22 protein-coding genes are annotated in these 24,968 nt (G+C 62.3%); 9 read left to right on the forward strand and 13 right to left on the reverse strand.

Annotated features, from left to right (window positions below; translation table 11 throughout):
• Window positions 1-50: 50 nt before the first annotated feature.
• Genes frr through rpsB form a run of 4 tightly spaced genes read right to left on the reverse strand, consistent with a single transcriptional unit; the run spans window position 51 to window position 3,043 of the window.
• The gene (gene frr / locus ETQ85_RS18420; RefSeq protein WP_148580548.1) at window positions 51-608 is read right to left on the reverse strand and encodes a ribosome recycling factor; all 558 of its coding nucleotides are present in this window, start codon (window positions 606-608) and stop codon (window positions 51-53) included.
• 10 nt (window positions 609-618) lie between these two features.
• Window positions 619-1,335: a UMP kinase gene (gene pyrH, locus ETQ85_RS18425; protein WP_148580549.1), complete on the reverse strand. Its 717-nt coding sequence runs from the start codon at window positions 1,333-1,335 to the stop codon at window positions 619-621.
• A gap of 15 nt (window positions 1,336-1,350) precedes the next feature.
• Window positions 1,351-2,247 (reverse strand): translation elongation factor Ts, encoded by an 897-nt coding sequence (tsf, locus tag ETQ85_RS18430; RefSeq protein ID WP_148580550.1) that lies wholly within the window; start codon window positions 2,245-2,247, stop codon window positions 1,351-1,353.
• Between the two features lie 40 nt (window positions 2,248-2,287).
• Window positions 2,288-3,043: a 30S ribosomal protein S2 gene (rpsB, locus tag ETQ85_RS18435; protein ID WP_148580551.1), complete on the reverse strand. Its 756-nt coding sequence runs from the start codon at window positions 3,041-3,043 to the stop codon at window positions 2,288-2,290.
• A gap of 289 nt (window positions 3,044-3,332) precedes the next feature.
• Here rpsB and map point away from each other — a divergent pair, with 289 nt between their 5' ends.
• Entirely contained in the window at window positions 3,333-4,145 is an 813-nt protein-coding gene (map, locus tag ETQ85_RS18440; protein WP_148580552.1) for a type I methionyl aminopeptidase, read from the forward strand.
• Window positions 4,146-4,176: 31 nt separating this feature from the next.
• Window positions 4,177-6,768, forward strand: coding sequence for a [protein-PII] uridylyltransferase (locus tag ETQ85_RS18445; RefSeq protein ID WP_148580553.1), 2,592 nt, complete (start codon window positions 4,177-4,179; stop codon window positions 6,766-6,768).
• 17 nt (window positions 6,769-6,785) lie between these two features.
• Here the strand turns inward: ETQ85_RS18445 and ETQ85_RS18450 are convergent, their stop codons facing one another.
• Together ETQ85_RS18450 and ETQ85_RS18455 are read right to left on the reverse strand one after the other, a co-directional pair.
• Window positions 6,786-7,280 (reverse strand): peptide deformylase, encoded by a 495-nt coding sequence (locus tag ETQ85_RS18450; protein WP_246128809.1) that lies wholly within the window; start codon window positions 7,278-7,280, stop codon window positions 6,786-6,788.
• Window positions 7,281-7,315: 35 nt separating this feature from the next.
• On the reverse strand, window positions 7,316-8,053 hold the full coding sequence (locus ETQ85_RS18455) for an S-methyl-5'-thioinosine phosphorylase (RefSeq protein ID WP_148580555.1): 738 nt from the start codon (window positions 8,051-8,053) through the stop codon (window positions 7,316-7,318).
• Window positions 8,054-8,185: 132 nt separating this feature from the next.
• Between ETQ85_RS18455 and typA the strand changes: the two genes are divergently transcribed.
• On the forward strand, window positions 8,186-10,000 hold the full coding sequence (gene typA / locus ETQ85_RS18460; protein WP_148580556.1) for a translational GTPase TypA: 1,815 nt from the start codon (window positions 8,186-8,188) through the stop codon (window positions 9,998-10,000).
• A gap of 103 nt (window positions 10,001-10,103) precedes the next feature.
• On the opposite strand, the gene galU is transcribed toward typA, so the two are convergent.
• Genes galU through smc form a run of 4 tightly spaced genes read right to left on the reverse strand, consistent with a single transcriptional unit; the run spans window position 10,104 to window position 17,731 of the window.
• Window positions 10,104-10,976: a UTP--glucose-1-phosphate uridylyltransferase GalU gene (gene galU / locus ETQ85_RS18465; protein WP_148580557.1), complete on the reverse strand. Its 873-nt coding sequence runs from the start codon at window positions 10,974-10,976 to the stop codon at window positions 10,104-10,106.
• 2 nt (window positions 10,977-10,978) lie between these two features.
• A complete protein-coding gene (gene ligA, locus ETQ85_RS18470) occupies window positions 10,979-13,072 on the reverse strand; it encodes an NAD-dependent DNA ligase LigA (protein ID WP_148580558.1) in 2,094 nt (697 codons plus the stop codon).
• A 12-nt stretch (window positions 13,073-13,084) separates the two neighbouring features.
• A complete protein-coding gene (locus ETQ85_RS18475; protein ID WP_246128810.1) occupies window positions 13,085-14,164 on the reverse strand; it encodes a cell division protein ZipA in 1,080 nt (359 codons plus the stop codon).
• 42 nt (window positions 14,165-14,206) lie between these two features.
• Complete coding sequence (smc, locus tag ETQ85_RS18480; RefSeq protein WP_187394765.1) at window positions 14,207-17,731, reverse strand: chromosome segregation protein SMC; 3,525 nt, start codon at window positions 17,729-17,731, stop codon at window positions 14,207-14,209.
• Between the two features lie 192 nt (window positions 17,732-17,923).
• Between smc and dapC the strand changes: the two genes are divergently transcribed.
• The 6 genes from dapC to ETQ85_RS18510 all read left to right on the forward strand — a co-directional run bounded on the left by dapC (window position 17,924) and on the right by ETQ85_RS18510 (window position 23,920).
• Entirely contained in the window at window positions 17,924-19,138 is a 1,215-nt protein-coding gene (dapC, locus tag ETQ85_RS18485) for a succinyldiaminopimelate transaminase (RefSeq protein WP_148580561.1), read from the forward strand.
• On the forward strand, window positions 19,135-19,986 hold the full coding sequence (dapD, locus tag ETQ85_RS18490; RefSeq protein ID WP_187394766.1) for a 2,3,4,5-tetrahydropyridine-2,6-dicarboxylate N-succinyltransferase: 852 nt from the start codon (window positions 19,135-19,137) through the stop codon (window positions 19,984-19,986). Before dapC ends, dapD begins: the two co-directional genes overlap by 4 nt.
• A 60-nt stretch (window positions 19,987-20,046) precedes the next feature.
• A complete protein-coding gene (locus ETQ85_RS18495) occupies window positions 20,047-21,219 on the forward strand; it encodes a PilT/PilU family type 4a pilus ATPase (protein ID WP_148580562.1) in 1,173 nt (390 codons plus the stop codon).
• Between the two features lie 12 nt (window positions 21,220-21,231).
• Window positions 21,232-22,395, forward strand: coding sequence for a succinyl-diaminopimelate desuccinylase (dapE, locus tag ETQ85_RS18500; protein ID WP_148580563.1), 1,164 nt, complete (start codon window positions 21,232-21,234; stop codon window positions 22,393-22,395).
• Window positions 22,392-23,330 (forward strand): 50S ribosomal protein L3 N(5)-glutamine methyltransferase, encoded by a 939-nt coding sequence (prmB, locus tag ETQ85_RS18505; protein WP_246128811.1) that lies wholly within the window; start codon window positions 22,392-22,394, stop codon window positions 23,328-23,330. Before dapE ends, prmB begins: the two co-directional genes overlap by 4 nt.
• 140 nt (window positions 23,331-23,470) lie before the next feature.
• Complete coding sequence (locus ETQ85_RS18510; protein WP_148580564.1) at window positions 23,471-23,920, forward strand: response regulator; 450 nt, start codon at window positions 23,471-23,473, stop codon at window positions 23,918-23,920.
• 6 nt (window positions 23,921-23,926) lie between these two features.
• On the opposite strand, the gene ETQ85_RS18515 is transcribed toward ETQ85_RS18510, so the two are convergent.
• Genes ETQ85_RS18515 through fdx form a run of 3 tightly spaced genes read right to left on the reverse strand, consistent with a single transcriptional unit; the run spans window position 23,927 to window position 24,953 of the window.
• Entirely contained in the window at window positions 23,927-24,421 is a 495-nt protein-coding gene (locus tag ETQ85_RS18515) for a glutathione peroxidase (RefSeq protein WP_407058358.1), read from the reverse strand.
• Window positions 24,418-24,612, reverse strand: coding sequence for a Fe-S cluster assembly protein IscX (iscX, locus tag ETQ85_RS18520; RefSeq protein WP_148580565.1), 195 nt, complete (start codon window positions 24,610-24,612; stop codon window positions 24,418-24,420). Before iscX ends, ETQ85_RS18515 begins: the two co-directional genes overlap by 4 nt.
• The gene (gene fdx, locus ETQ85_RS18525; RefSeq protein WP_148580566.1) at window positions 24,612-24,953 is read right to left on the reverse strand and encodes an ISC system 2Fe-2S type ferredoxin; all 342 of its coding nucleotides are present in this window, start codon (window positions 24,951-24,953) and stop codon (window positions 24,612-24,614) included. The genes iscX and fdx overlap by 1 nt, the downstream gene beginning before the upstream one ends.
• Window positions 24,954-24,968 lie beyond the last annotated feature (15 nt).

The raw sequence follows: 24,968 nt of genomic DNA on the forward strand, positions 1-24,968 counted from the left end.
TATTGTGTCCGCCTGAAAGAAACCGGGAAAGCAAAAACCGACCGGGGTGGTCAGATCTGCATCAGCTCTTGTTCTTTCTGAGCGAGAAGCTTGTCGATTTCGATAATCGCCTTGTCGGTCAGCTTCTGGATGTCATCCTGAGCACGCCGTTCGTCGTCTTCGGAAATCGTCTTGGCCTTGAGGGCATCCTTCAGGGAGCCATTGGCGTCACGACGCAGATTGCGCACGGCAACCTTGGCGCCCTCACCTTCGGTCTTGACGACCTTGATGAGATCCTTGCGGCGCTCTTCTGTCAGAACCGGCATCGGCACGCGAATGATTTCGCCCTGCGATGCAGGATTCAGACCCAGATCGGAATCGCGAATCGCTTTCTCGACCTTGCCAACCATCGGCTTTTCCCACGGCTGAACGCCAATGGTACGCGCATCGATCAGGGTGACGTTTGCCACTTGGGTGATCGGCACGGGGTTGCCATAGTATTCAACCATGACGTGATCCAGAATGCCCACGTGAGCCCGGCCGGTACGCACTTTGGCGAGATCCAGCTTGAGGGACTCGATGGACCGCTGCATCTTGTGTTCGGTAGTCTTCTTGAGCTCCGGAATCATCGCTTCATCCTCAGCAATAAACCAGCGTACCCTCGTCTTCACCCATCACCACACGCTTCAGCGCGCCGCTCTTGAACAGGCTGAAAACGTTGATCGGCAAACGCTGATCGCGGCACAGGGCGAACGCAGTCGCATCCATTACCGCCAGATTTCGGGAGATCGCCTCATCAAAGGAGATCCGCTGAAAACGGGTCGCCGTTGGATCCTTTTTGGGATCCGCAGTATAAATACCATCTACCTTGGTCGCCTTCAACACGATATCGGCACCCATTTCGGAGCCCCGCAAGGCTGCGGCCGTATCGGTCGTAAAGAAGGGATTGCCGGTGCCGGCACCAAAAATGACGACGCGACCTTCTTCAAGGTAGCGAATCGCCTTTCCACGAATATACGGCTCGACCACCTGGTCGATCCGCAAGGCCGACTGAACGCGCGCATTGACCCCTGCGGCACGGAACGCATCCGCAAGAGCAATGGCGTTCATCACGGTGGCCAGCATCCCCATGTAATCGGCGGTGGCGCGATCCATACCGGATGCAGCCCCCGCCATTCCACGGAAGATATTCCCGCCGCCAATCACAATCCCGACTTCGACACCGATGCGGGTCACTTCGACCACATCATTGACGATACCGGCAACCACCTCGCGGTTGATACCGTAGGCGTCATCACCCATCAGGGCTTCGCCTGAGAGCTTGAGGAGAATGCGTTTGTAGGCGGGTTGACTCATCGTTAGGAGACCTTCTTACTTCTGGGTGGCAGCAGCAGCCTGAGCGGCTACTTCAGCGGCAAAGTCGGTCACCTTTTTCTCGATGCCCTCACCAACGATGAACAGCGTGAAGCCGCCCACCGATGCGCCCTTGGCCTTCAGCAACTGGCTGACGGTCTGCTTGCCATCCTCGGCCTTCACGAAGACCTGATCCAGCAGCGTTACGTCCTTCAGGAACTTCTGGACGGTGCCTTCGGCGATCTTCTCGAGCATGGCTTCCGGCTTGCCGGCTTCGCGTGCCTTTTCGATGGCGATGCGACGCTCGACGTCCAGCAGCTCGGTCGGCACGCCGGAGGCGTCGAGGGACTTCGGCTTGGAAGCGGCAATGTGCATGGCCAGATCCTTGGCCAGCGCTTCTTCACCACCAACGAGGTCGATCAGCACGCCGATCTTCGAACCACCGTGGATATAGTTGGCCACCGCGCCCTGGGCTTCCAGACGCACGAAGCGGCGGATGCTCAGGTTTTCACCGATCTTGCCGATCAGCGCTTTGCGGATTTCCTCAACGCTCTGGCCATTCACTTCCAGGGCGGACAGGGCATCCACATCGGCGGGGTTTTTCGTGGCAACCAGTTCGGCGATGTTCTTGGTCAGCGCCAGGAAGTCGTCGTTCTTGGCAACGAAGTCGGTCTCACAATTCACTTCCACCATCGCGCCAAGCTTGGCGTCGGCAGAGATGTAGACACCAACCACGCCTTCGGCGGTCACGCGGGACGCGGCCTTGGAGGCCTTGTTGCCCAGCTTCACGCGCAGAATTTCTTCTGCCTTGGCCATGTCACCAGCAGCTTCGGACAGGGCCTTCTTGCATTCCATCATGGGCGCGTCAGTCTTCTCGCGCAGTTCCTTGACCATGCTTGCGGTAATTTCCGCCATGCTTGCTCCTAGATAACTATTGGATTGAATTCAGTCGGGCTCAGGCTTGCTGCTCTTCGCCGCTGTCTTCGACTTCCACAAACTCGTCGGAACCGGCCGCGACGAGGTCCTGGAGAACCTGGTTCTTGCCTTCCAGCACGGCATCAGCCACGCCACGAGCATACAGACGGATCGCACGGGAGGAGTCATCGTTACCCGGGATCACGAAATCCACGCCTTCGGGGGTGTGGTTGGTATCAACGATGGCAATAACCGGGATACCCAGCTTCTTGGCTTCGGTGATGGCAATCTTGTGGTAGCCGACGTCGATCACGAACAGGGCGTCAGGCAGGCCGTTGAGGTCCTTGATGCCGCCGAGGCTCTTTTGCAGCTTTTCGAGTTCGCGGGAAGCCATCAGGGCTTCTTTCTTGGACAGGCGCTCGATGGAACCATCTTCCACCATGGCTTCCATGTCCTTCAGACGCTTGATCGAAACCTTGACGGTCTTGAAGTTGGTGAGCATGCCGCCCAGCCAGCGCTCGTCAACGTAAGGCATGCCGGCGCGACGGGCTTCTTCAGCCACGATTTCGCGAGCCTGACGCTTGGTGCCAACACACATGACGGTACCGCGATTGGCCGCCAGCTTGCGCACGAAATCCATTGCCTCGTTGTACTTGACGAGGGTCTTTTCGAGGTTGACGATGTGAATCTTGTTGCGCTGACCAAAGATGTACGGCGCCATCTTCGGGTTCCAGAAACGGGTTTGGTGGCCGAAATGGACGCCCGCTTCGAGCATTTGACGCATGGTGACAGACATTTGTTGACTCCGATACTGAGGTTTGACCGCCGCCCGACCTGCCGGTTTTGCCTTGCAAAACCTGGCTACGCCTCGAATCTCCGCCAAGGAAATCCGCCGGACCCCAATGGGCCGGACGTGTGAATTTTGCCTGACACATGCCAGACAAGCCGCCGAGTATATCAGCAACCGGACTATTCCCTCAAGACCGGCCAGCAGCCTCATTGTGCGCCGGCACATCGGCCGCATTGCCGGCAAAGGCGGCTTGCGCTAGCCTAAAGGGCTCAAAACCCCACAAGATCATGCCCCCATGAGCGTAACCATAAAGACGCCGGAAGAAATCGAAAAAATGCGTATCGCGGGCCGTCTCGGCTCGGAGGTTCTCGATTACATCACTCCCTTCGTCAAGCCGGGCGTCACGACCGCCGAGCTCGACAAGCTTTGCCATGACTACATGGTAGAGGTCCAAGGTTGCATTCCTGCACCGCTGAACTATGCACCGCCGGGCTACAAGCCCTACCCCAAGTCGATCTGCACCTCGATCAACCATCAGGTTTGCCATGGCGTGCCGAGTGACAAGGCGCTCAAAAAGGGCGACATCGTCAATCTGGACATCACAGTCATCAAGGACGGCTACCACGGGGACACCAGCCGGATGTTCATCGTCGGCGACGGCAGCATCCTCGCCAAGCGCCTGTGCCAGGTGACCTACGAGTGCCTGTGGATCGGCATCGCCCAGGTGAAGCCCGGCGCCCATCTGGGGGACATCGGTCACGCCATCCAGAAGCACGCCGAAGGCAACGGATTCTCGGTAGTGCGCGAGTTCTGCGGACACGGCATCGGCGCCAACTTCCATGAAGATCCGCAGGTTCTGCATTACGGCAAGGCCGGCACCGGCATCGAACTCAAGCCCGGCATGATCTTCACCATCGAGCCGATGATCAACGCCGGCAAGGCTGCAATCTCCGAGCTTCCCGATGGCTGGACCATCATTACCCGCGACCGCAGCCTGTCGGCCCAGTGGGAACACATGATTCTCGTCACGGAAACCGGCGTGGAAGTTCTCACCCTGTCGGCTGGCGCCCCGCCCCGCCCGGACATCGTCGCCAACCTTCTGCCCTGAGCCCGTCAGCGTAAAGCTGAGCGCCTGAAAAATGTCCGATATCGCGCCCGTCATCCCGCTTGATGCAGCCCGTGAGCTGATCACGCGTTACAAGACCCGCCTGAAAAGCGGCGGAGAAGCCCTGCGGGTCTCCTACGAAAGCCGCCCCCTGACGGACCCGCTGCTGAAAGGTCGCTCCCACCTGGTCGATGGCGTACTGCGCGAACTCTGGAAGGATTTCGACCTGCCCGCCTCGGCAGCCCTGGTGGCCGTCGGCGGCTATGGTCGCGAAGAGCTGTTTCCCTGCTCAGACGTGGACCTGCTTTTTCTTCTTGCAGACCAACCGGACGAAGACCTCAGCGAGCGCCTGACCCAGATGATCGGACTGATCTGGGACATTGGGCTCGACATCGGACACAGCGTGCGCACCGCCGAGGAATGCCTGGAAGAGGCAGCCCTCGACGTGACCGTCATGACCAACCTGCTCGAGGCCCGCTTTCTGTGCGGCAACGCACCGCTGTTCGGACACGTCGTGACGAGCCTGCGCAGCCAGATCAACCCCGGCCAGTTCTTCAAGGCGAAACGACTGGAGCAGGAACAGCGCTACACCCGTCACAACGAAACCCCCTACTCCCTCGAACCCAACTGCAAGGAAAGCCCCGGCGGCCTGCGCGACTTGCAGGTCATCGGCTGGATCAGCCGCGCCGCCGGCTTCGGCACCCACTGGCGCGATCTGGCCAAGCACCAGCTGATTACCGACGAGGAAGCCACCGAACTGCGCGAACTGGAGCGCTTTCTGCAGCACGTCCGCATCCGCCTGCATCACATGACCGGGCGTCGTGAAGACCGTGTGCTCTTCGACCACCAGGAAAAACTCGCCCGCAAGTTCGGCTATGCCCCCACCGAGGCCCGCCGGGCGTCTGAAGTTTTCATGCAGGAGTATTACCGCACAGCCAAGAAGGTCACCCAGCTCAACACCATTCTGCTGCTGAATTTCGGCGTCGAGTTTTTCCCCAATCGCTATCCTGCAGCCATCAATATCAACGAGCGCTTCCAGTGCGTACGCGAAATGCTCGACGTGCGTGACGAAGGCGTCTTCGACCGCCACCCGAGCGCGCTCCTCGAATGCTTCCTGCTGCTTGAGCAACGCTCCGAGCTGAAGGGCATGACCGCCCGCACACTGCGCGCCCTGTGGCGCGGCCGCAAGCTGATCAACGCCGAATTTCGCCAAAACCCGGCCAACCGGGCACTTTTTCTGCGTATTCTTCAGCAAAAGCGCGGCGTCGTGCATGAACTGCGGCGGATGAACCAGTACGGAATCCTGAGCTTCTACCTGCCGGCCTGGCGACGCATCGTCGGCCAGATGCAGCATGACCTCTTCCATGTTTACACGGTTGACCAGCACATCCTGCAGGTCGTGCGCAACGTGCGGCGCCTCATGGTTGCCGAGCACGCCCACGAATACCCGCTGCTCACGCGTCTGTGCACCGGCTTTGAAAAACCGTGGCTGATCTACATTGCCGCCCTTTTCCATGACATCGCCAAAGGCCGGGGCGGCGACCACTCCCGGCTCGGCATGAAGGACGCCCGCGACTTCTGCGAATCCCACGGGCTTGAAGAAGCGGACACCGACCTGGTCGAATGGCTGGTGGGAAATCATCTGTCCATGTCGAACGTGGCGCAAAAACAGGATCTCTCCGACCTCGAAGTGATCCGCCGTTTCGCCACCGTCGCCAAAACCGAACGCCAGCTCACCGCCCTGTACATCCTGACCCACTCGGATATCCGCGGCACCAGCCCGAAGGTCTGGAATGGCTGGAAGGGCAAGCTGCTGGAAGACCTGTTTTTCGCTACCCAGCGCCTCCTCCGCGGCGCAACGCCCCAGCAGGCCCTCGGCACTCCCATTCGCCAGGACGATGCCCGCAATCTGCTGCGCTACTACGGCCTGCGACCGGCCACTGAAGACGCCCTGTGGGATCAGCTCGACACGGTTTACTTCCTGCGTCACGACGCCGAAGAAATCGCCTGGCATGCCCGCACGCTGTACTACCGCGTGAACGCCGAGGAGCCGGTCGTCAAGGCACGCCTCAGCCAGGTGAGCGAAGGCCTGCAGGTGATGGTTTACATGAAGGACCAGAAGGATCTCTTCGTACGCCTGTGCGGCTTCTTCAGCCGACTGGGCTTCTCCATCGCCGACGCCAAGATCCACACCACCCGCCACGGCTATGCGCTGGACAGTTTCGTGCTGCTCGATCCGGGCCAGGAAGTGCATTACCGGGACTTCATCAACCTGCTCGAACACGACCTCACCGAGCGCCTGCACAGCAACGCCCCCACAGACCAGCCGGCCAGCGGTCGCGTATCGCGGGAAGTCAGGCACTTCCCGATCACACCAGAGGTCAACATCCGCCCGGACGAGCGGGGCCTGCACTACATCATGTCGGTAACAGCCGCCGATCGGCCCGGCCTGCTGTTTGGTGTTGCCGAAACGCTGGTCGAATACGGTATCAACCTGCATACCGCCAAAATCGCCACCCTCGGCGAACGGGTCGAGGATACCTTCCTGATCAGCGGCCCGAGCCTGTCCCAGGACGCCCAGGTGCTGAAGATCGAATCAGACCTGCTGGAAAAGCTGACGGTGTAAGCCAACCCGGCCGACGTTCAGTCGTCGGCCGCCACCGAACCATCGGGAAACAACACCTCGGTGTAGCCGAAGCGGGAAAAATCGCGCACCCGCATCGGATACAGGATGCCGTCCAGGTGATCGCATTCGTGCTGAACGACCCGGGCATGAAAACCTGTGGCAATGCGATCAATCGGCTCACCGTCCGCATCGAAGCCGGTGTAACGCAGATGCGTCCACCGCGGCACCCAGCCACGCAGACCGGGAACTGACAGACACCCCTCCCAGCCCCCCTCTTCCTCGTGCGTCACCGGCATCAGCACCGGATTGATCAACACCGTATCCGGCACGGCGGAAGCATCCGGATAACGCGGACTCGGCCCGCCACCAAAAATCACCACCCGCAGATCGACACCGATCTGCGGTGCTGCCAGACCGGCACCGCTCAACTCACGCATCGTGTCGCGCATGTCCTCGATCAGCGCAGCCAGCGCCGGGGTACCGAAATCGTCGACCAGCTGCGCCTTTCTCATCAAGCGCGGATCGCCCATGCGAAGGACGTCGCGAATCATGATTCGCAGATGTGATCAAGCACGCCACGGACCCGCCCCATGGCATCGCGCAAGACGGCATCAATGCTGTCGAAGCAGATGCCGGAAGCACTGGACGCCCGGCCCGCAGCAAAGTTGGCTACCACGTTGATGGCTGCGTACGGAATACCCAACTCCCGGGCCAAAGCCGCCTCGGGCATGCCGGTCATGCCAACCACGTCGGCGCCGTCGCGCTCCAGGCGGTTTATCTCGGCCGCTGTTTCCAGGCGCGGGCCCTGGGTTGCCGCATACACGGCCCCGTCGATGATCGTCTCGCCGGCCTTCAGGCCCGCCTTCAGGATGCGCTGACGGATCGCCTCGTCGTAGGGCTCGGTAAAATCAATGTGCACCACCGGCTCATCGGAATTTTCATGGAAGGTGCTCTTGCGCCCCCAGGTGTAGTCGATGATCTGGTCCGGAACGATCAAGGTGCCCGGGCACAGGTCGGCGCGAATCCCGCCCACCGACGCCACCGAAATAATCGCATCCACCTGGGCCTGCTGGAGGGCCCACAGGTTGGCCTGGTAATTCACCCGGTGCGGTGGAATCGTGTGGCCGTAGCCGTGACGAGCCAGAAAAACCACCGGTTGCGAACACAGCCGCCCGAAGGTCAGCGCGCCCGAAGGTTCGCCATAGGGCGTGCGTACAACCTCGCGCCGGATCAGGTCCAGGCTGGCCAGTTGAGTCAGGCCACTGCCGCCAATAATTGCCAGCATGCTGGGCTACTCCTCGAAAAAAGCGTATGGGGCGCGCATCTTAGCACGCAGCCCAGTGCACTTCCGTGATGCTGCAACGCGCCAAGACGTGCTAAAATTTCGCCTTTTCAAGCACTTCCGGTATCCCCATACATGTCCCGTTCCATTCGAAACATTGCCATCATCGCCCACGTTGACCACGGCAAAACCACCCTCGTCGACCAGCTCCTGCGCCAGTCCGGCACCTTCCGTGAGAACCAGCAGGTCAGCGAACGGGTGATGGACAGCAACGATCTCGAAAAAGAGCGTGGCATCACCATTCTCGCCAAGAACTGTGCAGTCCAGTACGGCGACACCCACATCAACATCATCGACACCCCGGGACACGCCGACTTCGGCGGTGAAGTCGAGCGCGTGCTGTCGATGGTTGACGGCGTGCTGCTGCTGGTCGATGCGGTCGAAGGCCCGATGCCCCAGACCCGCTTCGTGACCCGCAAGGCCTTGGCCCTCGGCCTCAAGCCCATCGTCGTGATCAACAAGATCGACCGTCCGGGCGCTCGTCCTGACTGGGTGATCAACCACACCTTCGACCTGTTCGACAAGCTCGGCGCCACCGAAGAGCAGCTCGACTTCCCGGTCGTTTACGCCTCGGCCCTGAACGGCTACGCCATGCTCGACGCCGACAAGCAAGGCACCGACATGACCCCGCTGTACGACGCCATCATCGAGCACACGCCGCAGCCCGACGTGGACGTCGAAGGCCCGCTGGTGCTGCAGGTCTGCTCGCTGGACTACTCCACCTACATCGGCCAGCTCGGCATCGGCCGCATCAAGCGCGGCAGCATCAAGCCGAACCAGGAAGTCGTTGTGATGTACGGCGACGAAAACCGCGGCAAGGCCCGCATCGGCCAGATCCTGACCTTCAAGGGCCTCGAGCGCAGCTCCGCCGATTACGCCGAAGCCGGCGACATCGTGCTGGTCTCCGGTATCGACCAGGTGAACATCGGCGTTACCCTGTGCGACCCGGACCACCTCGAAGCGCTGACCCCGATCGCCGTCGATGAACCGACCCTGACCATGAACTTCATGGTGAACGGCTCCCCGCTGGCCGGCCGCGAAGGCAAGTTCGTCACCAGCCGCCAGATCCGCGAGCGTCTTGAAAAGGAACTCCTGAAGAACGTGGCCCTGCGTGTGGATTACACCGGCGACTCCGACGTCTTCCAGGTCTCCGGCCGTGGCGAACTGCACTTGACCATCCTCCTCGAAAACATGCGTCGTGAAGGCTACGAGCTGGCTGTTGGCCGTCCGCGCGTTGTGTTCAAGGAAATCGACGGCGTGAAGAGCGAGCCGTACGAAATGCTCACCATCGACGTGGAAGAAGGCCATCAGGGCGGCGTCATGGAAGAACTCGGCCGTCGTCGTGGCGAACTGCAGGACATGCAGCCGGACGGCAAGGGTCGCGTGCGTCTCGAATACCGTATTCCGGCCCGTGGCCTGATCGGCTTCCAGGGTGAATTCCTGACCCTTACCCGCGGCACCGGCCTTGCCAGCCACGTGTTCGACGACTACGGTCCGATGGCTGCTGCCATGAGCGAGCGTCGCAACGGCGTGCTGATCTCTCAGGACGACGGCGAAGCCGTGGCTTACGCCCTGTGGAAGCTGCAGGATCGCGGCCGCATGTTCGTGAGCCCGGGCGATGCGCTGTACGAAGGCATGATCATCGGCATCCACACCCGTGACAACGATCTCGTGGTGAACCCGATCAAGGGCAAGCAGCTGACCAACGTGCGCTCCTCCGGCACCGACGAAGCCGTGCGCCTGGTTCCGCCGATCTCCCTGACCCTCGAATCCGCCATCGAATTCATCGCCGATGACGAAATCGTGGAAATCACCCCGAAGAGCATCCGTCTGCGCAAGCGTCACCTGAAGGAACAGGACCGCAAGCGCGCGTCCCGTGCCGAAGGCTAAGCAGTCGCAGAATGTGGCCGGGGACCAACCCCGGCAGCAATAAAAAAGCGCGGCCCGCAAGCCGCGCTTTTTTTCGTCCAGCGAAAATGCCGGATCCGCGGACTCAGCCCCGGGCCGCGAGAAAGGCGGCAAACTCCGCCCCCACCTCGGGATGCTTCAGGCCCAGCTCGACCGTTGCCTGCAGATAACCCAGCTTGGAGCCGCAGTCATAGCGCACGCCCTTGAACTGATAGGCGAGCACGGCCTCTTCCTGCAGCAGGGAGGCAATCGCATCGGTCAATTGCAGCTCGCCGCCCGCACCCGGCTTGAGGTTGCGCAAATGGTCGAAGATCCGCCCGGTCAGGATGTAGCGGCCGATCACCGCCTGAGTGGACGGCGCCTCCTCGGGCTTTGGCTTCTCGACGATGCCGGTGACCCGCTGGACTTCACCGGTATCCCGCTCGGTACTGACGATCCCGTACTGCCTGGTCTGCTCCCGTGTCACGTTCATGACCCCGAGCACCGAACAGCGGTGATAGTTGTACACGTCCGTCATTTGCTTCATCACCGGCACGTCGCCCAGCGAATCGAGCAGGTCATCGGCAAGCAGCACCGCAAACGGCTCGTTGCCCACCACCGGCGCCGCACACAGCACCGCATGCCCAAGCCCGAGCGCTTCCGCCTGGCGAATGTAGATGCAGTTCACGTGGGACGGAACGGTGTCGCGGACGATCTTGAGCAACTCGGTCTTGCCGCGCATCTCGAGTTCCGTTTCGAGTTCGTAGGCCTTGTCGAAGTGATCCTCAATGGCGCGCTTGGAGCGGCCGGTAATAAACACCAGATCGGTTACACCGGCAGCCACCGCCTCCTCCACGGCGTACTGGATCAGCGGCCTGTCCACGATCGGCATCATCTCCTTGGGACTGGCCTTGGTAGCCGGCAGGAAGCGGCTGCCCAGACCCGCAACAGGAAAGACTGCCTTCGTCACCTTCTTCATCATCACTCCCCGAATAATTGACTCTGCCCGCCGGACTCACCCGGCTCGGCCGACTTTAGCAGGATGCGCAAGCCTTCTTCATCAAGGATCATGACACCCAACTGTTGCGCCTTGTCCAGCTTACTGCCAGCATCGGCGCCGGCCACTACGTAATCGGTTTTCTTCGACACCGAACCGGTGACCTTGCCACCCGCCGCCTCGATCATCGCCGCCGCCTCGTCACGCCGCAGCGTCGGCAGGGTGCCGGTCAGCACGAAAGTCCTGGCGGCCAGTGCCCCCGCTTCCGGACGCGCCGCCGGAGCCGTTTCCGGCCAGCGCATGGCTTTTTGCAGGACTGAGATCACTTCACGGTTGTGTGACTCGGCAAGGAATTCAACGATGCAGCGTGCCACCACCGGGCCCACATCCGGCACTTGCAGCAAAGTCGCCTCATCTGCCGCCAGCAACGCGTCGAGCCCACCAAAGTAGCGCGCCAGATCCTTGGCCGTGGTTTCACCCACATTGCGGATGCCCAGCGCAAAAATGAAACGGGCCAGCGTCGTGTCACGGCTCTTGTCGATGGCTGCCAGCAGATTGGTCGCCGACTTCTCGCCCATCCGTTCCAGCCCGGCCAGCACCTCGGCATTCAGGCGCGTGCTGTCGTACAGGTCGGCAGGCGTTTTGACGACACCGGCACTCACCAACTGATTGACAATCTGCTCGCCAAGCCCGTCGATATCCACCGCCCGACGCCCGGCAAAGTGCCGCAGAGCCTGCTTGCACTGGGCCGGACAGAACAGTCCGCCAGTACACCGGGCCACCGCTTCGTCCTCACCGCGCACCACATGGGAACCACACTCCGGGCAGGTCGGCCAGGACTTGAGCAGATCGAACCGCTCCGGCTCACCTTCCCGCCGTTCAAGAATCGGCCCGACCACCTCGGGAATCACGTCTCCGGCACGCCGTACGATCACCCAGTCGCCGATACGCACGTCCTTGCGGTCGATTTCGCCCTGGTTATGCAGTGTGGCATTGGTCACCGTCACACCACCAACGAAGACCGGTTCAAGGCGTGCCACCGGCGTCAATGCCCCGGTTCGCCCCACTTGCACGTCGATGCCGAGCAAGCGGGTTGCGACCTCCTGGGCCGGATACTTGTGGGCCACCGCCCAACGGGGCTCGCGGGACACGAAGCCAAGCTCCAGTTGCTGGGCCAGGCGATCCACCTTGTAGACCACGCCGTCGATATCAAAAGGCAGCTTTTCGCGCAGAACGGCCATCTCGGCGTGAAAGCGGGCCAGCGCCTCCGGCCCCAAGGCACAAGCCCGATGCTCGCAGACCGGCAAGCCGAACTGCGCCAGTGCATCGAGCACGCCACTGTGGGTGTCCGGCAGCGTCCAGCCCTGTACTTCGCCCAAACCGTAGGCAAAGAAGGATAAGGGTCGCTGGGCCGTGATGGACGGATCCAGCTGGCGCAGGCTGCCGGCTGCCGCATTGCGGGGATTGACGAAAATTTTCTGCCCGGCGGCTTCCTGGGCCAGATTCATGCGCTCGAAATCGTCCCGCCGCATGTAGATTTCACCACGTACTTCAAGCACCGGCGGCGCCTCGCCGTGCAAGCGAAGCGGTATCTGGCGCAGCGTGCGCACATTGCGGGTCACATCCTCACCAGTACTGCCGTCGCCGCGCGTGGCGGCAAGGACGAGTACACCGTGCTCGTAGCGCAAGCTGATCGCCAACCCGTCGAACTTGAGCTCGGCGGCGTAGGCTACCGGCGGCGCACTGTCGTCGAGCCCCAGGGCCCGGCGAACGCGGGCGTCGAAGGTGACAGCGCCCTGCTCGGTGGTATCGGTTTCGGTACGGATGGACAGCATCGGCACCGCGTGATGCACCGACGCCAGCTCGGGGGAAGGCTGACCACCGACCCGCTGGGTGGGCGAATCGGATGTCAGGAGTTCGGGATGAGCCGCCTCCAGACCCTGGAGTTCGCAGAAAAGGCGGTCGTACTCGGCGTCCGGGACAGTCGGCGCAGCGAGCACATAATAGGCGTGCTCATGGCGCTCCAGCTCTGCCCGCAGAGCCGACACCCGGGCACGGGCTTCCTGGCTTGCCGTCATGGCGAACCCGGGTCAGGAGAACAGGCGCCGGGCCAGCACAGAGCCCGGAGCAATGCCGTATTCGCCCATCTGGCCCTGGAACTGCTCGATCTGGGCACGAATCAGGCCAACAGCCTTCTCGCCAAAGGGCGAACGGTTGTCGTCCACCACCGCGCCATTGAGGCCGTCGGCAAGCTGCTGGGCAAGGCTCATCATGCGCTCGAAAACACGCACGCCGTCGGCCACCCGCGGCACGTCGAGCATCAGGGTCACGCCCTGGGTCGTCAGCGTGCGCATGTCCTCGGCCACAAAGAGGTTCGGCTCCAGGTTGCTGAGCACGAAGAGACTGTTGCCAAGCTCGTCGCGGGCATGAAAACAACCGTCGCTCCACAACTCCAGACCTGCGACCTCGGCCAGACCGCGCAGCTTGGTACCGACAAACAGGTGTTCGCGGGCCACCACGTTCACACCGATCTGGATATCCACCCCGGCGCAGAAGCGATCCAGTTCGGCCGCCCGGACCAGGGCTTCGCCCTTGGCCGGCACGGACGGAATCGCCATGAACATGTCACACATGTGCTGCAGGCCATCGGCAAGACGGTTCAGGTCGGCATCGCCGGCCGGCCCGCGGCGGTCAACCAGTTGCAGCGCGGCACATACCCAGTGATAGCTGTTGCCGCTGTTGGCACCGATGGATTCCCAGCGGTTGTCCAAGTCGGAGAAGCCAAACCAGCGCACCGGCTTGGTGATCGTCTCGAGCGGCTGAGCAGAGGCCTGCCACAGGCGCCCGGCCACCACCGGCTCGATGGATTCGATGCGCACGACCCAGTCGGCCCGCTCGTCCACCTCGGGGGGCAACAGCGGAGGCACGCGACGGGCGCTGGCATCACTGAGCGTCTTGGCACTGGGCTGGGCACGCGCAGCGGCTTCGCCGCCGATGACCGGCTCCATGCGCGTCCTCGTGCCCTGATCGGCCGGCATCTCGCTGAGCACCGGCGCCTGGGCACCACCGCCAGCCGCCAACTCGGCCTGTTTGCGCTGCTTGCGCTCCTGCCACTTGTTGAACGCAAAGATGCAGACGACAACTATGCCGCCGGCACCGACCAAACCCATTTGTAACTCACTGATTGCCATCGATTTCCCTTGTTTCCTGCATCAGGCTGCGACCGACTCGGCCAGGCGCAGCGCTTCCTCTATATCCACTTCCACTACCCGCGACGCCCCCTGTTCCTGCATCGTCACCCCCACCAGCTGCTGCGCGATCTCCATGGTGATCTTGCTGTGGCTGATGAATATAAACTGGGTCTGTGACGACATGCGCTTGACCATCTGGCAGTAGCGCTCGGTATTCGAGTCGTCGAGGGGCGCATCGACCTCATCCAGCATGCAAAAAGGTGCTGGATTGAGCTGGAACATGGAAAAGACCAGCGCAATCGCAGTTAATGCCTTCTCACCGCCCGAAAGCAGCTGGATGGAACTGTTCTTCTTGCCCGGCGGCTGGGCGACGATGGAGATCCCCGCATCGAGAATCTCGTCACCGGTCAGAACCAGCCGCGCTTCGCCACCTCCGAACAACATGGGGAACAGACTGCCGAAGTGACGGTTAACCGTATTGTACGTCTCCTGAAGCTGCTCACGCGTTTCCCTGTCGATGCGGCGGATCGCATCTTCGAGGGTTTCGATGGCGCCCAGCAGGTCGTCGGTCTGCATATCCAGGTAATTCTTGCGCTCCGCGGCGGATCTCAACTCGTCCAGCGCGGCCAGGTTGACCGGACCAAGATCGGCGATTTCCCGCCCGAGGCGGCCCACTTCCCGTTGCAGCGAGCCTTCCTTCAGATCTGCGGTCAGCAGCGGGGCGAGGGCGATTTCATCGGCTTCGGCCTCTTCCAGTCGGGCCATGTGCTGGCCTTCGGCCATCTCGGCGGCCTGCACGCGCAGGCGCAAATCGGCCACCCGCTCCCGCTGGGGCGCAGCAGCGTGTTCGGTGCGCTGACGCTCTTCCTCAAGGCCGCGCAACTGCCCATTGACCGCTTCCAGCGTGTTGCGGGCACCGGCCAGGGCCGCTTCCCGTGTGCTACGCAACGCGACCGACTCCTGCAATGCGGCCGCCACCGACACCTCATCAATCTCCAGCAGGGACTCCCGGCGCTCGGTAAGCTCTTCGGCGATGCGTTCCAGTTGCTCGGTGGCCAGCGCCCGGTTGCGGGCGATGTCCTCGAGCTTGCTGGAACATTCCCGTTCGGAATGACGGGATTCCTGCAGCTCCCGGGCCAGCGCCTGCTCGAGGGCACGCGTCTCGCGCAGCGCGCTTTCCCGTTCGCGACGTACCGCCTCAGCAGCGTCCAGTCTGCCACGCTGCAGGTCGGCCAGTTCGCGGCTACGCTCCAGCTCGGTTTCCGAGCGCATCAGGCGGTCCTGCTCGGCCTGTTCGCCGTGGGCGATCTCGCCCAGATCCCGATCGATCTGGCCACAGCGCTCTTCGTAGCGCACCCGCGCCTGGTTGAGCTTGAGCACTTCCACCTGCTCGGCATGCACGCGCGCCTGCAGGGCCTGAGCGTCGCGGCGCAGGTTGCCGAGGGTATCCTGCAAACGCGTGGCAAGCGCCTCCGCTTCGCTGACGCCTTCACGGGCCATGGTCGCTTCGTCGTGGGCCGCATCCACCTCTGTCGCCAGCTGGTCGATTTCGCGCTGGCGTTCGATGACGCCGTGGGTCCGGGAGTCCGGTGCGTAATGGCTGAGGGCATGGCGGGAAAGGCGTTGCCCCTCGCGGGAAACCAGGCTGACCCCCTCCGGCAGCTCGCTGCGCCGCTCCAGCCAAGGGGCCAGATCATCGACGACAAAAAAACGCGCCAACCAGCTGGCCATCACTTCCGCCCATTCAGGGTCGGCATTTACCACCGACAGAAGTGGTCGTGCGCCTTTCGGAACCGGAAAAGACGCTTCCTCAGCCGGCACACCGGCAAGCAGGAAGGCAAAGGCGCCCGGCACCTTGTCGCCCAGTGCCGCCAGCGCGACTCGTCCGTCCTCAGCCGGCAGCGCCGCGAGGCGTTCGCGCAGCACGGCTTCCAGCGCCAGCTCCCAGCCGGCCTCAACGCGCAGGCGCTGCCACAGGGGTTTGAGTCCGTCGAGACGATGACGCTTCAACCAGTCGCCCAGTTGCCCCTGAACCTGGACCTTGTTTTGCAACTGGACCAGCGCCTCGCGACGGGCGCGCAATTCGGTAGCCCGCCGCTGGGCATGGCGCTCCGACTCCAGCGCTTCCTTGAGTGCCTGCTGGGCGCCAGGCAAGCGGGCCTGGGCGTCGGACATTTCCGCCTGCCGCAGGGCCAGGGTGTCCTCGGCTTCGGAAAGCGCCGCTTCACGCTCCGCCGCCACACGCAGATCCGGCGCCTGCACCGAGGCCTGCTCCTGCTGCAAACGCGCACGGCGCTGGGCGAGGTTTTCGAGGCTGCGTTCGCTGCTGACACGATGGGCATCCTCGACGCGGATCTGCTGTTCGGCCTGGTTCAGTTCGCGCCGCACCGCCGCGGCCGTGGCATCGGCGATCTGCTGAGCTTCTTCGGCCTCCGGCAGGCGATCGCCCACCTCGGCGTGGCGCATTTCGGCCTGTTCGGCCCGCAGGGCCGCGTTTTCAAGCAGGCTCTGCCAGCGCTCGCGGTCGGCTCCGAGGTTTTCCAGCTGGCTGCGCCACTGGGCGTCGTCTCGCTCCAGTTGAGCCAGACGGCTTTCGAGAATGCGGCGGCTGTCGCGCAAGCGGGCCAGTTCGCCTTCCAGGCGGGTCAGCTCGGAGCTCACCGCAAACAGCGCGCTCTGGGCCAGCTGAACCCCTTCGTTGGCAGCAAACTGGGCTTCGCGGACCGTTTCCAGTTGCCCCTCCAGCTCCTGCAGACGGGTCGAATCAGCCTCGATGCGCCGCGTCGCATCAGCCAGCTCTTCGGCCAGGCGGGCCTTTTCGGCACGTGCCTCGTTGCGCTTAATGAGCCACAAGAGGTTCTGGCGCTCCGACAAACTGGTATTGAGCTGACGATATTTCTCGGCCACAGCGGCCTGAACCTCCAGCTTGCCGATCTGCTGGCCGAGTTCATTGCGGATGTCTTCGAGGCGCGTCAGGTTGTCTCGGGCATCGCGAAGGCGCCCTTCAGTCTCCCGGCGCCGCTCGCGGTACTTGGTGACGCCCGCTGCCTCTTCGAGAAAGCCGCGCACTTCTTCCGGACGCGCCTCGATGATGCGCGAGATCATGCCCTGCTCGATGATCGCGTAGGCTCGCGGCCCGAGGCCGGTGCCCAGAAAGAGATCGATCACGTCCTTGCGGCGCACGTGGATGCCGTTGATGAAGTAGCTCGACTCGCCTGTCCGGTCGAGCACCCGCTTGACGGCGATCTCTGCGTAGGGCTTCCACTGCCCCGCTGCCTTGCCTTCGGCGTTGTCGAAGACCAGCTCGACACTGGCCCGGGACACCGGCTTGCGGGTCGTCGAGCCATTGAAGATGACGTCCTGCATCGAATCGCCACGCAACGCAGAAGCACGGGACTCGCCCAGCACCCAGCGCACGGCGTCAATGATGTTCGACTTGCCGCAACCGTTCGGCCCCACCACTCCGACCAGATTGCCGGGCGTGAGCACGGTCGTCGGGTCGACGAAGGTCTTGAATCCGGCAAGCTTGAGTTTGGCGAGACGCACGGAAATCCGGAAAAGACAGCGGGTGGAGGGAAAAAAGCAGCAGCGATGCTGCAATGCCGCATGAGCGGCGGCCGCTATAATACCACCGGCCAAAACCGAGGCCACCGGGCTGTCTGATGCCTTTTTGAGCGCACCGCCCAACGCCCCGAACTCCCGCCCGCACCGGGCCGATTTACAGGACATCCGCCGAACGTGAACCCGCATCTCCAGGATCTTCACCCCTACCCCTTCGAAAAGCTCCGCGCCCTGTTCGAAGGCATCACGCCGCCTGCCGGCTATTCGCCGATCCGCCTGTCCATCGGCGAACCCCAGCACGCCACGCCGGCTTTCATCCGCGAATCCCTGGTCGACAACCTCGGCGGCCTGGCCAATTACCCGACCACCCAGGGCTCCGATGCCCTGCGCAAGTCCATCGCCAGCTGGCTGGAGCGCCGCTATAGCCTGCCCGCCGTCGATCCGGCCACCCAGGTGCTGCCGGTCAATGGCTCCCGCGAGGCCCTGTTTGCCTTTGCCCAGTGCGTGGTAGACGGCGCCAAGCCGGATGCGCTGGTGATCTGCCCGAACCCGTTCTATCAAATTTACGAAGGTGCGGCCTATCTGGCCGGCGCCAAGCCGTATTTCGTCAACAACCTGCCGGACGACCGCTTCGCTTCCGACTTTGCCGCCGTGCCGGAAGCCGACTGGCAGCGTGTCCAGCTTGTGTACGTGTGCTCGCCGGGCAACCCCACCGGCCGCGTGCTGTCGCTTGATGAATGGAAGCAGCTTTTCGAACTCTCCGATCGCTACGGCTTCGTCATCGCGGCTGACGAGTGCTACTCGGAAATCTACTTCGACGATGCAAACCTGCCCATCGGCGGCCTCGAAGCCGCCCACCGCCTCGGCCGCAGTGATTTCCGCAACCTGGTGATGTTCTCCAGCCTGTCCAAGCGCTCCAACGTACCGGGCATGCGCTCCGGATTTGTGGCCGGCGACGCCGCCATCCTCAAGCGCTTCCTGCTCTACCGCACCTACCACGGCTGCGCCATGAGCCCGTCGGTGCAGGCCGCCTCGGCCGCCGCCTGGGACGACGAAGCCCACGTGGCCGAAAACCGTCGCCTGTACCGCGAAAAATTCGACGTCATCACGCCGCTGATCGCTGCCCACCTGGACGTGGAACTGCCCGACGCCGGCTTTTACCTGTGGGCGAACGTATCCCGCCTCGGGCTGTCCGACACCGAGTTCGCCCGCCGTCTGCAGGCCGAATATAATGTAACGGTTCTGCCCGGCAGCTACCTCGCCCGCGAAGCCCACGGCGTCAATCCCGGAGCAGGGTTTGTCCGCATCGCGCTGGTGGCCGATCTGGCAGAGTGTATCGAGGCGGCCACCCGAGTCGCCACCTTTGCCCAACAACTTTCGAACAATCCATGACCGTCCAAGTACACATCATGCCCCATCACGAAAATCCGTTTACCGCCCTCATCGAAGACCTGTGGGAGCGCCGCACCGACCTGTCGGCAGCTACCGCGACCAAGGAACAGATCGACGTGATCGAACACGTGATCGAAGAACTCGACCAGGGCAAGCTGCGCGTCGCCGAGAAGATCAACGGCGAGTGGGTTACCCACCAGTGGATCAAGAAGGCCGTGCTGCTGTACTTCCGTACCCATGACAACAAGATCATGGAAGGCGGCGATACCCGCTACTACGACAAGGTCCCGACCAAGTTCGACAACTACGACGCCCACGACTTCGCTGCCGGCGGTTTCCGCGTCGTGCCGAATGCGATCGTGCGCAAGGGCAGCTTCATCAGCAAGGGCGTGGTGTTGATGCCCTCCTACGTGAACATCGGTGCCCACGTGGGCGAAGGCACCATGGTCGACACCTGGGCCACCGTCGGTTCCTGTGCCCAGATCGGCAAGAACGTGCACCTGTCCGGCGGCGTCGGCATTGGTGGCGTGCTCGAGCCCCTCCAGGCCAACCCGACCATCATCGGCGACAACTGCTTCGTCGGCGCCCGCTCCGAAGTGGTCGAAGGCGTCATCGTCGAAGACAACTGCGTCATCTCGATGGGCGTGTACATCGGCCAGAGCACCAAGATCTACGATCGCGCCACCGGTGAAGTCACCTACGGCCGCATTCCGGCCGGTTCCGTGGTGGTGAGCGGCAACCTGCCCTCCGCCGATGGCAAGTACAGCCTGTACTGTGCAGTGATCGTCAAGAAGGTCGACGCCCAGACCCGTGCCAAGACCAGCATCAACGAGCTCCTGCGCGACTAAGCCCAGACTGAGCCACTTGCGGGCCGCCACCCGGCGGCCCCTCCCCTTTCGGGCAGCCCGATGATCATCGACAAGCTATTCGCCCTGATGGCCGAGAAAAAGGCCTCGGACATCTTCATTACCGTCGGCACCCCGATCCACATCAAGATCGACGGCAACACGCTGCCCATCAACCAGCAGGCCATGGATCCGACGATGATCCATCGCATGGCCTACGAAATGATGACGCCGGAGCAGATCGAGCGCTTCGAAACCATGAAGGAGATGAACCTCTCCTTCGGCCGGCGCGACATGGGTAATTTTCGCGTCAATATCTTCTGGCAGCGCAACAGCATCGCCATCGTCGTGCGCTACATCATTGGCGAAATTCCCCGGCTGGAACACCTCGGCCTGCCCCAGGTGCTGGCCGACGTCATCATGGAAAAGCGTGGACTGGTGCTCGTCGTGGGCGCCACCGGTTCGGGCAAATCGACGACCATTGCCTCGATGCTGGATCACCGCAACGAAAACCGTTCCGGCCACATCCTGACGATTGAAGACCCGATCGAATATCTGTTCAAGCACAAGATGTCGATCGTCAATCAGCGGGAAATCGGACAGGACACCCTCGACTGGCAAAACGCCCTGCGCAACGCCATGCGACAGGCGCCCGACTGCATCCTGATCGGCGAAATCCGTGACAAGGAAACCATGGAGGCGGCCCTCGCCTATGCCCAGACCGGGCACCTGTGCCTGGCCACGCTACATGCCAACAACGCGTACCACGCGCTGAACCGGATCTTCAGCTTCTTCCCGACCGATGCACGTGCGCTGCTGTCCCTCGACCTTGCCGCGACGCTCAAGTGCATCATTTCCCAGCGCCTCGTCAAACGGCCGGACGGCGGACGCATACCTGCCGTCGAGATCCTCCTCAACTCCCGTCAGGTCGCCGAACTCATAGAGCGCGGCGAAATCTCGGCGATCCGGGAAGCCATGGAGCAAAGCCTGGCCCAGGGCTCGCGGACCTTCGAGCAGGATCTCTTCCGTCTCTACAAGGACAAGGTCATCACCCTCGAGGAAGCGCTGGCCAACTCGGATTCGCCGACCAATCTCTCGTGGCTCATCAACAACGCCCAGTTCGGCAACACGAACAACGAGAAATCGACGCGCCCTCCGTCCACCATTGATTTCGAGACGACCGAGCCGGACGGCTCCTCGTTCCGGGAATTCACCCTCGAACTCGACGACGACTAACAATTACAAAGCATGAACGCACCCCAAACAACAGGGAACCCCACCCTTGACCTGACCCGCGAGTTGATCGCCCGTCCGTCAGTAACGCCGGAAGACGCCGGCTGCCTGGAGCTCATCGCCTCGCGCCTCGCCCCCTTGGGCTTCATCTGCGAGCGCATCGACGGCGGCGGCGTGAGCAACCTGTGGGCCCGGCGCGGCACCACCGCACCGCTGGTCGCCTTTGCCGGCCACACCGACGTGGTCCCCACCGGTCCGCTGGGCGACTGGCTTTCCGACCCCTTCGTGCCCACCGAGCGGGATGGCCATCTGTACGGTCGCGGTGCCGCCGACATGAAGAGTTCCCTGGCAGCCTTCGTCACCTCCATCGAGGATTTCGTCGCGGCCCATCCGGCGCACGGTGGCTCAATCGCCCTCCTCCTCACCTCCGACGAGGAAGGCGACGCCACCCACGGCACCACCCTGGTCGTCGAAACCTTGCGCGCCCGTGGTGAAACCCTCGACTACTGCATCGTCGGCGAACCCACCTCGGTGGATACCCTCGGCGACATGATCAAGAACGGCCGCCGCGGCAGCCTGTCGGGCAAGCTCACGGTGAAGGGCGTGCAGGGCCACATCGCCTACCCGCACCTGGCAAAGAATCCTATCCATCTCGCCGCTCCGGCCCTGGCTGAACTGGCCGCCGCCAAGTGGGACGAGGGCAATGAATACTTCCCGCCAACCTCCTGGCAGATGTCCAACATCAAGGGCGGCACCGGCGCCACCAACGTGATCCCGGGCACCCTGGAAGTGCTGTTCAACTTCCGCTTCGCCACCGTGCACACCGCCGACGAGCTAAAGCGCCGCGTCCATGAAGTCCTCGATCGCCACGGGCTCGACTACGACCTGGCCTGGACCCTCGGCGGCAAGCCCTTCCTGACCCCCCGTGGCGGCCTGGTGGCGGCCATCGAATCGGCAATCCGCGACACCCTCGCGATCACCCCGGAACTGTCCACCACCGGCGGCACGTCCGACGGCCGCTTCATCGCCGAAATCTGCCCGCAAGTCGTGGAGTTCGGCCCGGTGAACGCGACCATCCACAAACTCAACGAGTGCATCGCCATGGACGCCATCGCACCGCTCTCCGCCATCTACCGGCGCACCCTCGAAAACCTGTTGAACGTATCGGACAAGGCATGACCCACGACACCCCCATGGAAGACGACGAACACGACCACGAACACGAGCACGGCCCGCTGGGTGAGCTCGTCACCGTACGTGACTGGCTTCGCTACGCCGTGACCCGCTTCAACCGGGCGGGCTGCTTCTTCGGCCACGGTCTGCCGGACGCCTACGACGAGGCCGTCTATCTGATCCTGCACACCTTGGCCCTGCCCCTCGATCGCCTGGAGCCCTTCCTCGACGCCTGCATCCCCGGTGACGAACGGGAAGACATCCTCGAAGCCATCGAGAAGCGTGCCGTGGACCGCCTGCCGGCCGCTTACATCACCGGCGAAGCCTGGCTCGGCGAGTTCCGTTTCAAGGTGGATCCGCGGGTCATCATTCCCCGCTCCTACTTTGCCGAGTTGCTGCAGGACGGCTTCAATCCGTGGATTCAGGATCCCGACTCCGTCACCGCCGCGATGGATATGTGCACCGGCTCCGGCTGCCTGGCGATCCTGATGGCCTTCGCCTTCCCGAACGCCGAAATCGTCGCCGTCGACATCTCCCAGGACGCCCTCGACGTAGCCGCCGAGAACATCGCCACCTATCACCTGCAAGACCGAATCAAGCTGGTTCTCTCCGACGGGTTTTCCGCGGTACCGGAGCAGCGTTTCGACTTCATCCTCAGCAACCCGCCCTATGTGACCCAGGAAGCCGTGGACGCCCTGCCGCCGGAATACCTGCACGAACCGGGGATTGCCCTCGGATCAGGAGAAGACGGCCTCGACCTGGTACGCAAACTTCTCGTGGATGCACCCCGTTACCTCAAGCCGGAAGGGGTTCTGGCCGTTGAAGTGGGACACAACCGCGCCATCATGGAAAATGCCTTTCCCCACTTGACACCCACCTGGTTGTCCGGGCCCAGCGGCGACGACAAGATATTTATCCTCGAAGCGGGTCAATTGTTGTAAAAGCATTCGCCAATGAGGAATTGGTCGACCGTCTCGGTCGCCAGTCGTACTTATGATCTTGCTTGGGCTCGCAATGAAAAATTAAAGGCCCAGATCACGGGAAGTAACGAAAAACATAAAAGCAAGATCAAGGAGTACTTATGGCGACCGATCGCCCCATTCTTCTCGTAGAAGACAACCCCGACGATGAGGCGCTGACTCTTCGCGCCTTCAGCAAGAACAAGATAGCGAACCAGGTGGTCGTCGCACGAGATGGTGTCGAAGCCCTGGATTATCTTTTCTGCACGGGTCAGTACTCCTCCCGCGACAGCCTCGTCAATCCGGCCTTTGTATTGCTGGATCTGAAGCTGCCGCGTATCGACGGACTGGAAGTATTACGCCGCATCCGTGCAGACGAACGCACGGCGCTCCTGCCGGTGGTCGTACTAACCACCTCGAAGGAACATCAGGATATTTTTGAAGCCTACCGACTCGGCGCCAACAGCTACATCCGCAAACCCGTGGATTTCGAACGTTTCCTGCAGGCTGTTGGTCAGCTGGGGCTTTACTGGTTGTCGCTGAACGAACCGTCGGATCCGACGGCCCGCTAGAATGCGCTACAGCAGAGCTTCAATGTCTTTGGCCAGATCCTCTGGCGGGGTCATTGAGGCGTAACGCTTGACGGGCACACCCGCCTTGTCCACCAGAAACTTGGTGAAGTTCCACTTGACCGGCTGCGTCCCCAGGACCCCGGGCAGCGCCGCTGTCAGGAACTTGAAAAGCGGATGGGCATTGGCCCCATTGACCTCCACTTTTTCGGTCAGCAAGAAGCTGACGCCAAAATGAGTTTCACAGAAATGTGAAATCGCTGCTTCGTCACCCGGCTCCTGCCCACCAAACTGGTTGCACGGAAAGCCGATCACGACCAGCCCCCGCTCTCCGTAAGTCTCGTGCAGCTTCTGCAAGCCTGCGTATTGGGGCGTGAAACCGCACTGACTCGCCGTGTTGACGATCAGGACGACCTTGCCAGCAAGCTCATCGAAGCGGAGCGGTATTCCCGCCACACTCCTGACGTCGAAACCCAGGATGTTGCCGGGCTCCTGAACGCTCACTCGACCTCCTCGATCCAGGCGGCCTGGATGGCCTCCAGCACGCGCTCACCGCAATGCTTCGGATCGTCATTGAACTCCGGCAGTGCAATGACCCACTTCATCAGATCGACAAAGTTGATCTTCAGTGGATCCACCTGCGGATGGGCATCCGAGAGCTGGATCGCAATTTCCTGAACATCGGTCCACTTCATCAGTGCTTCCCTTCCCGCGCCATGTTGATGGAGTACTTCGGAATCTCGACCGTCAGCGGCACGGAGCCCACCACGGCCTGACACGACAGGCGGGATGCAGGCTCAAGACCCCAGGCCTTGTCGAGGAGATCCTCTTCAAGTTCTTCCGCCGGCTCCAGGCTGTTGAAGCCGTCGCGGATGATCACGTGACAGGTCGTGCACGCACAGGATTTCTCGCAGGCATGTTCGATCTCGATCCCGTTGGCAAGCAGGCTGTCGCAGATGGTCTGGCCGGGCTCGGCTTCAATTACGGCGCCTTCGGGGCATAGCTCCACATGGGGAAGCACAATCAATGTAGTCATGAGTTCTCAGTCCGG

Origin of the sequence: Zoogloea oleivorans (assembly GCF_008107625.1) — a bacterium.
Taxonomy (GTDB): Bacteria; Pseudomonadota; Gammaproteobacteria; order Burkholderiales; family Rhodocyclaceae; genus Zoogloea; species Zoogloea oleivorans.

Bases quoted from the DNA above. Each gene is read 5' to 3' on its own strand.
- frr (WP_148580548.1), bottom strand. From the start codon at position 608: ATGATTCCGGAGCTCAAGAAGACTACCGAACACAAGATGCAGCGGTCC.
- pyrH (WP_148580549.1), bottom strand. From the start codon at position 1,335: ATGAGTCAACCCGCCTACAAACGCATTCTCCTCAAGCTCTCAGGCGAA.
- tsf (WP_148580550.1), bottom strand. From the start codon at position 2,247: ATGGCGGAAATTACCGCAAGCATGGTCAAGGAACTGCGCGAGAAGACT.
- rpsB (WP_148580551.1), bottom strand. From the start codon at position 3,043: ATGTCTGTCACCATGCGTCAAATGCTCGAAGCGGGCGTCCATTTCGGC.
- map (WP_148580552.1), top strand. From the start codon at position 3,333: ATGAGCGTAACCATAAAGACGCCGGAAGAAATCGAAAAAATGCGTATC.
- ETQ85_RS18445 (WP_148580553.1), top strand. From the start codon at position 4,177: ATGTCCGATATCGCGCCCGTCATCCCGCTTGATGCAGCCCGTGAGCTG.
- ETQ85_RS18450 (WP_246128809.1), bottom strand. From the start codon at position 7,280: ATGAGAAAGGCGCAGCTGGTCGACGATTTCGGTACCCCGGCGCTGGCT.
- ETQ85_RS18455 (WP_148580555.1), bottom strand. From the start codon at position 8,053: ATGCTGGCAATTATTGGCGGCAGTGGCCTGACTCAACTGGCCAGCCTG.
- typA (WP_148580556.1), top strand. From the start codon at position 8,186: ATGTCCCGTTCCATTCGAAACATTGCCATCATCGCCCACGTTGACCAC.
- galU (WP_148580557.1), bottom strand. From the start codon at position 10,976: ATGAAGAAGGTGACGAAGGCAGTCTTTCCTGTTGCGGGTCTGGGCAGC.
- ligA (WP_148580558.1), bottom strand. From the start codon at position 13,072: ATGACGGCAAGCCAGGAAGCCCGTGCCCGGGTGTCGGCTCTGCGGGCA.
- ETQ85_RS18475 (WP_246128810.1), bottom strand. From the start codon at position 14,164: ATGGGTTTGGTCGGTGCCGGCGGCATAGTTGTCGTCTGCATCTTTGCG.
- dapD (WP_187394766.1), top strand. From the start codon at position 19,135: ATGACCGTCCAAGTACACATCATGCCCCATCACGAAAATCCGTTTACC.
- ETQ85_RS18495 (WP_148580562.1), top strand. From the start codon at position 20,047: ATGATCATCGACAAGCTATTCGCCCTGATGGCCGAGAAAAAGGCCTCG.
- dapE (WP_148580563.1), top strand. From the start codon at position 21,232: ATGAACGCACCCCAAACAACAGGGAACCCCACCCTTGACCTGACCCGC.
- prmB (WP_246128811.1), top strand. From the start codon at position 22,392: ATGACCCACGACACCCCCATGGAAGACGACGAACACGACCACGAACAC.
- ETQ85_RS18510 (WP_148580564.1), top strand. From the start codon at position 23,471: ATGGCGACCGATCGCCCCATTCTTCTCGTAGAAGACAACCCCGACGAT.
- iscX (WP_148580565.1), bottom strand. From the start codon at position 24,612: ATGAAGTGGACCGATGTTCAGGAAATTGCGATCCAGCTCTCGGATGCC.
- fdx (WP_148580566.1), bottom strand. From the start codon at position 24,953: ATGACTACATTGATTGTGCTTCCCCATGTGGAGCTATGCCCCGAAGGC.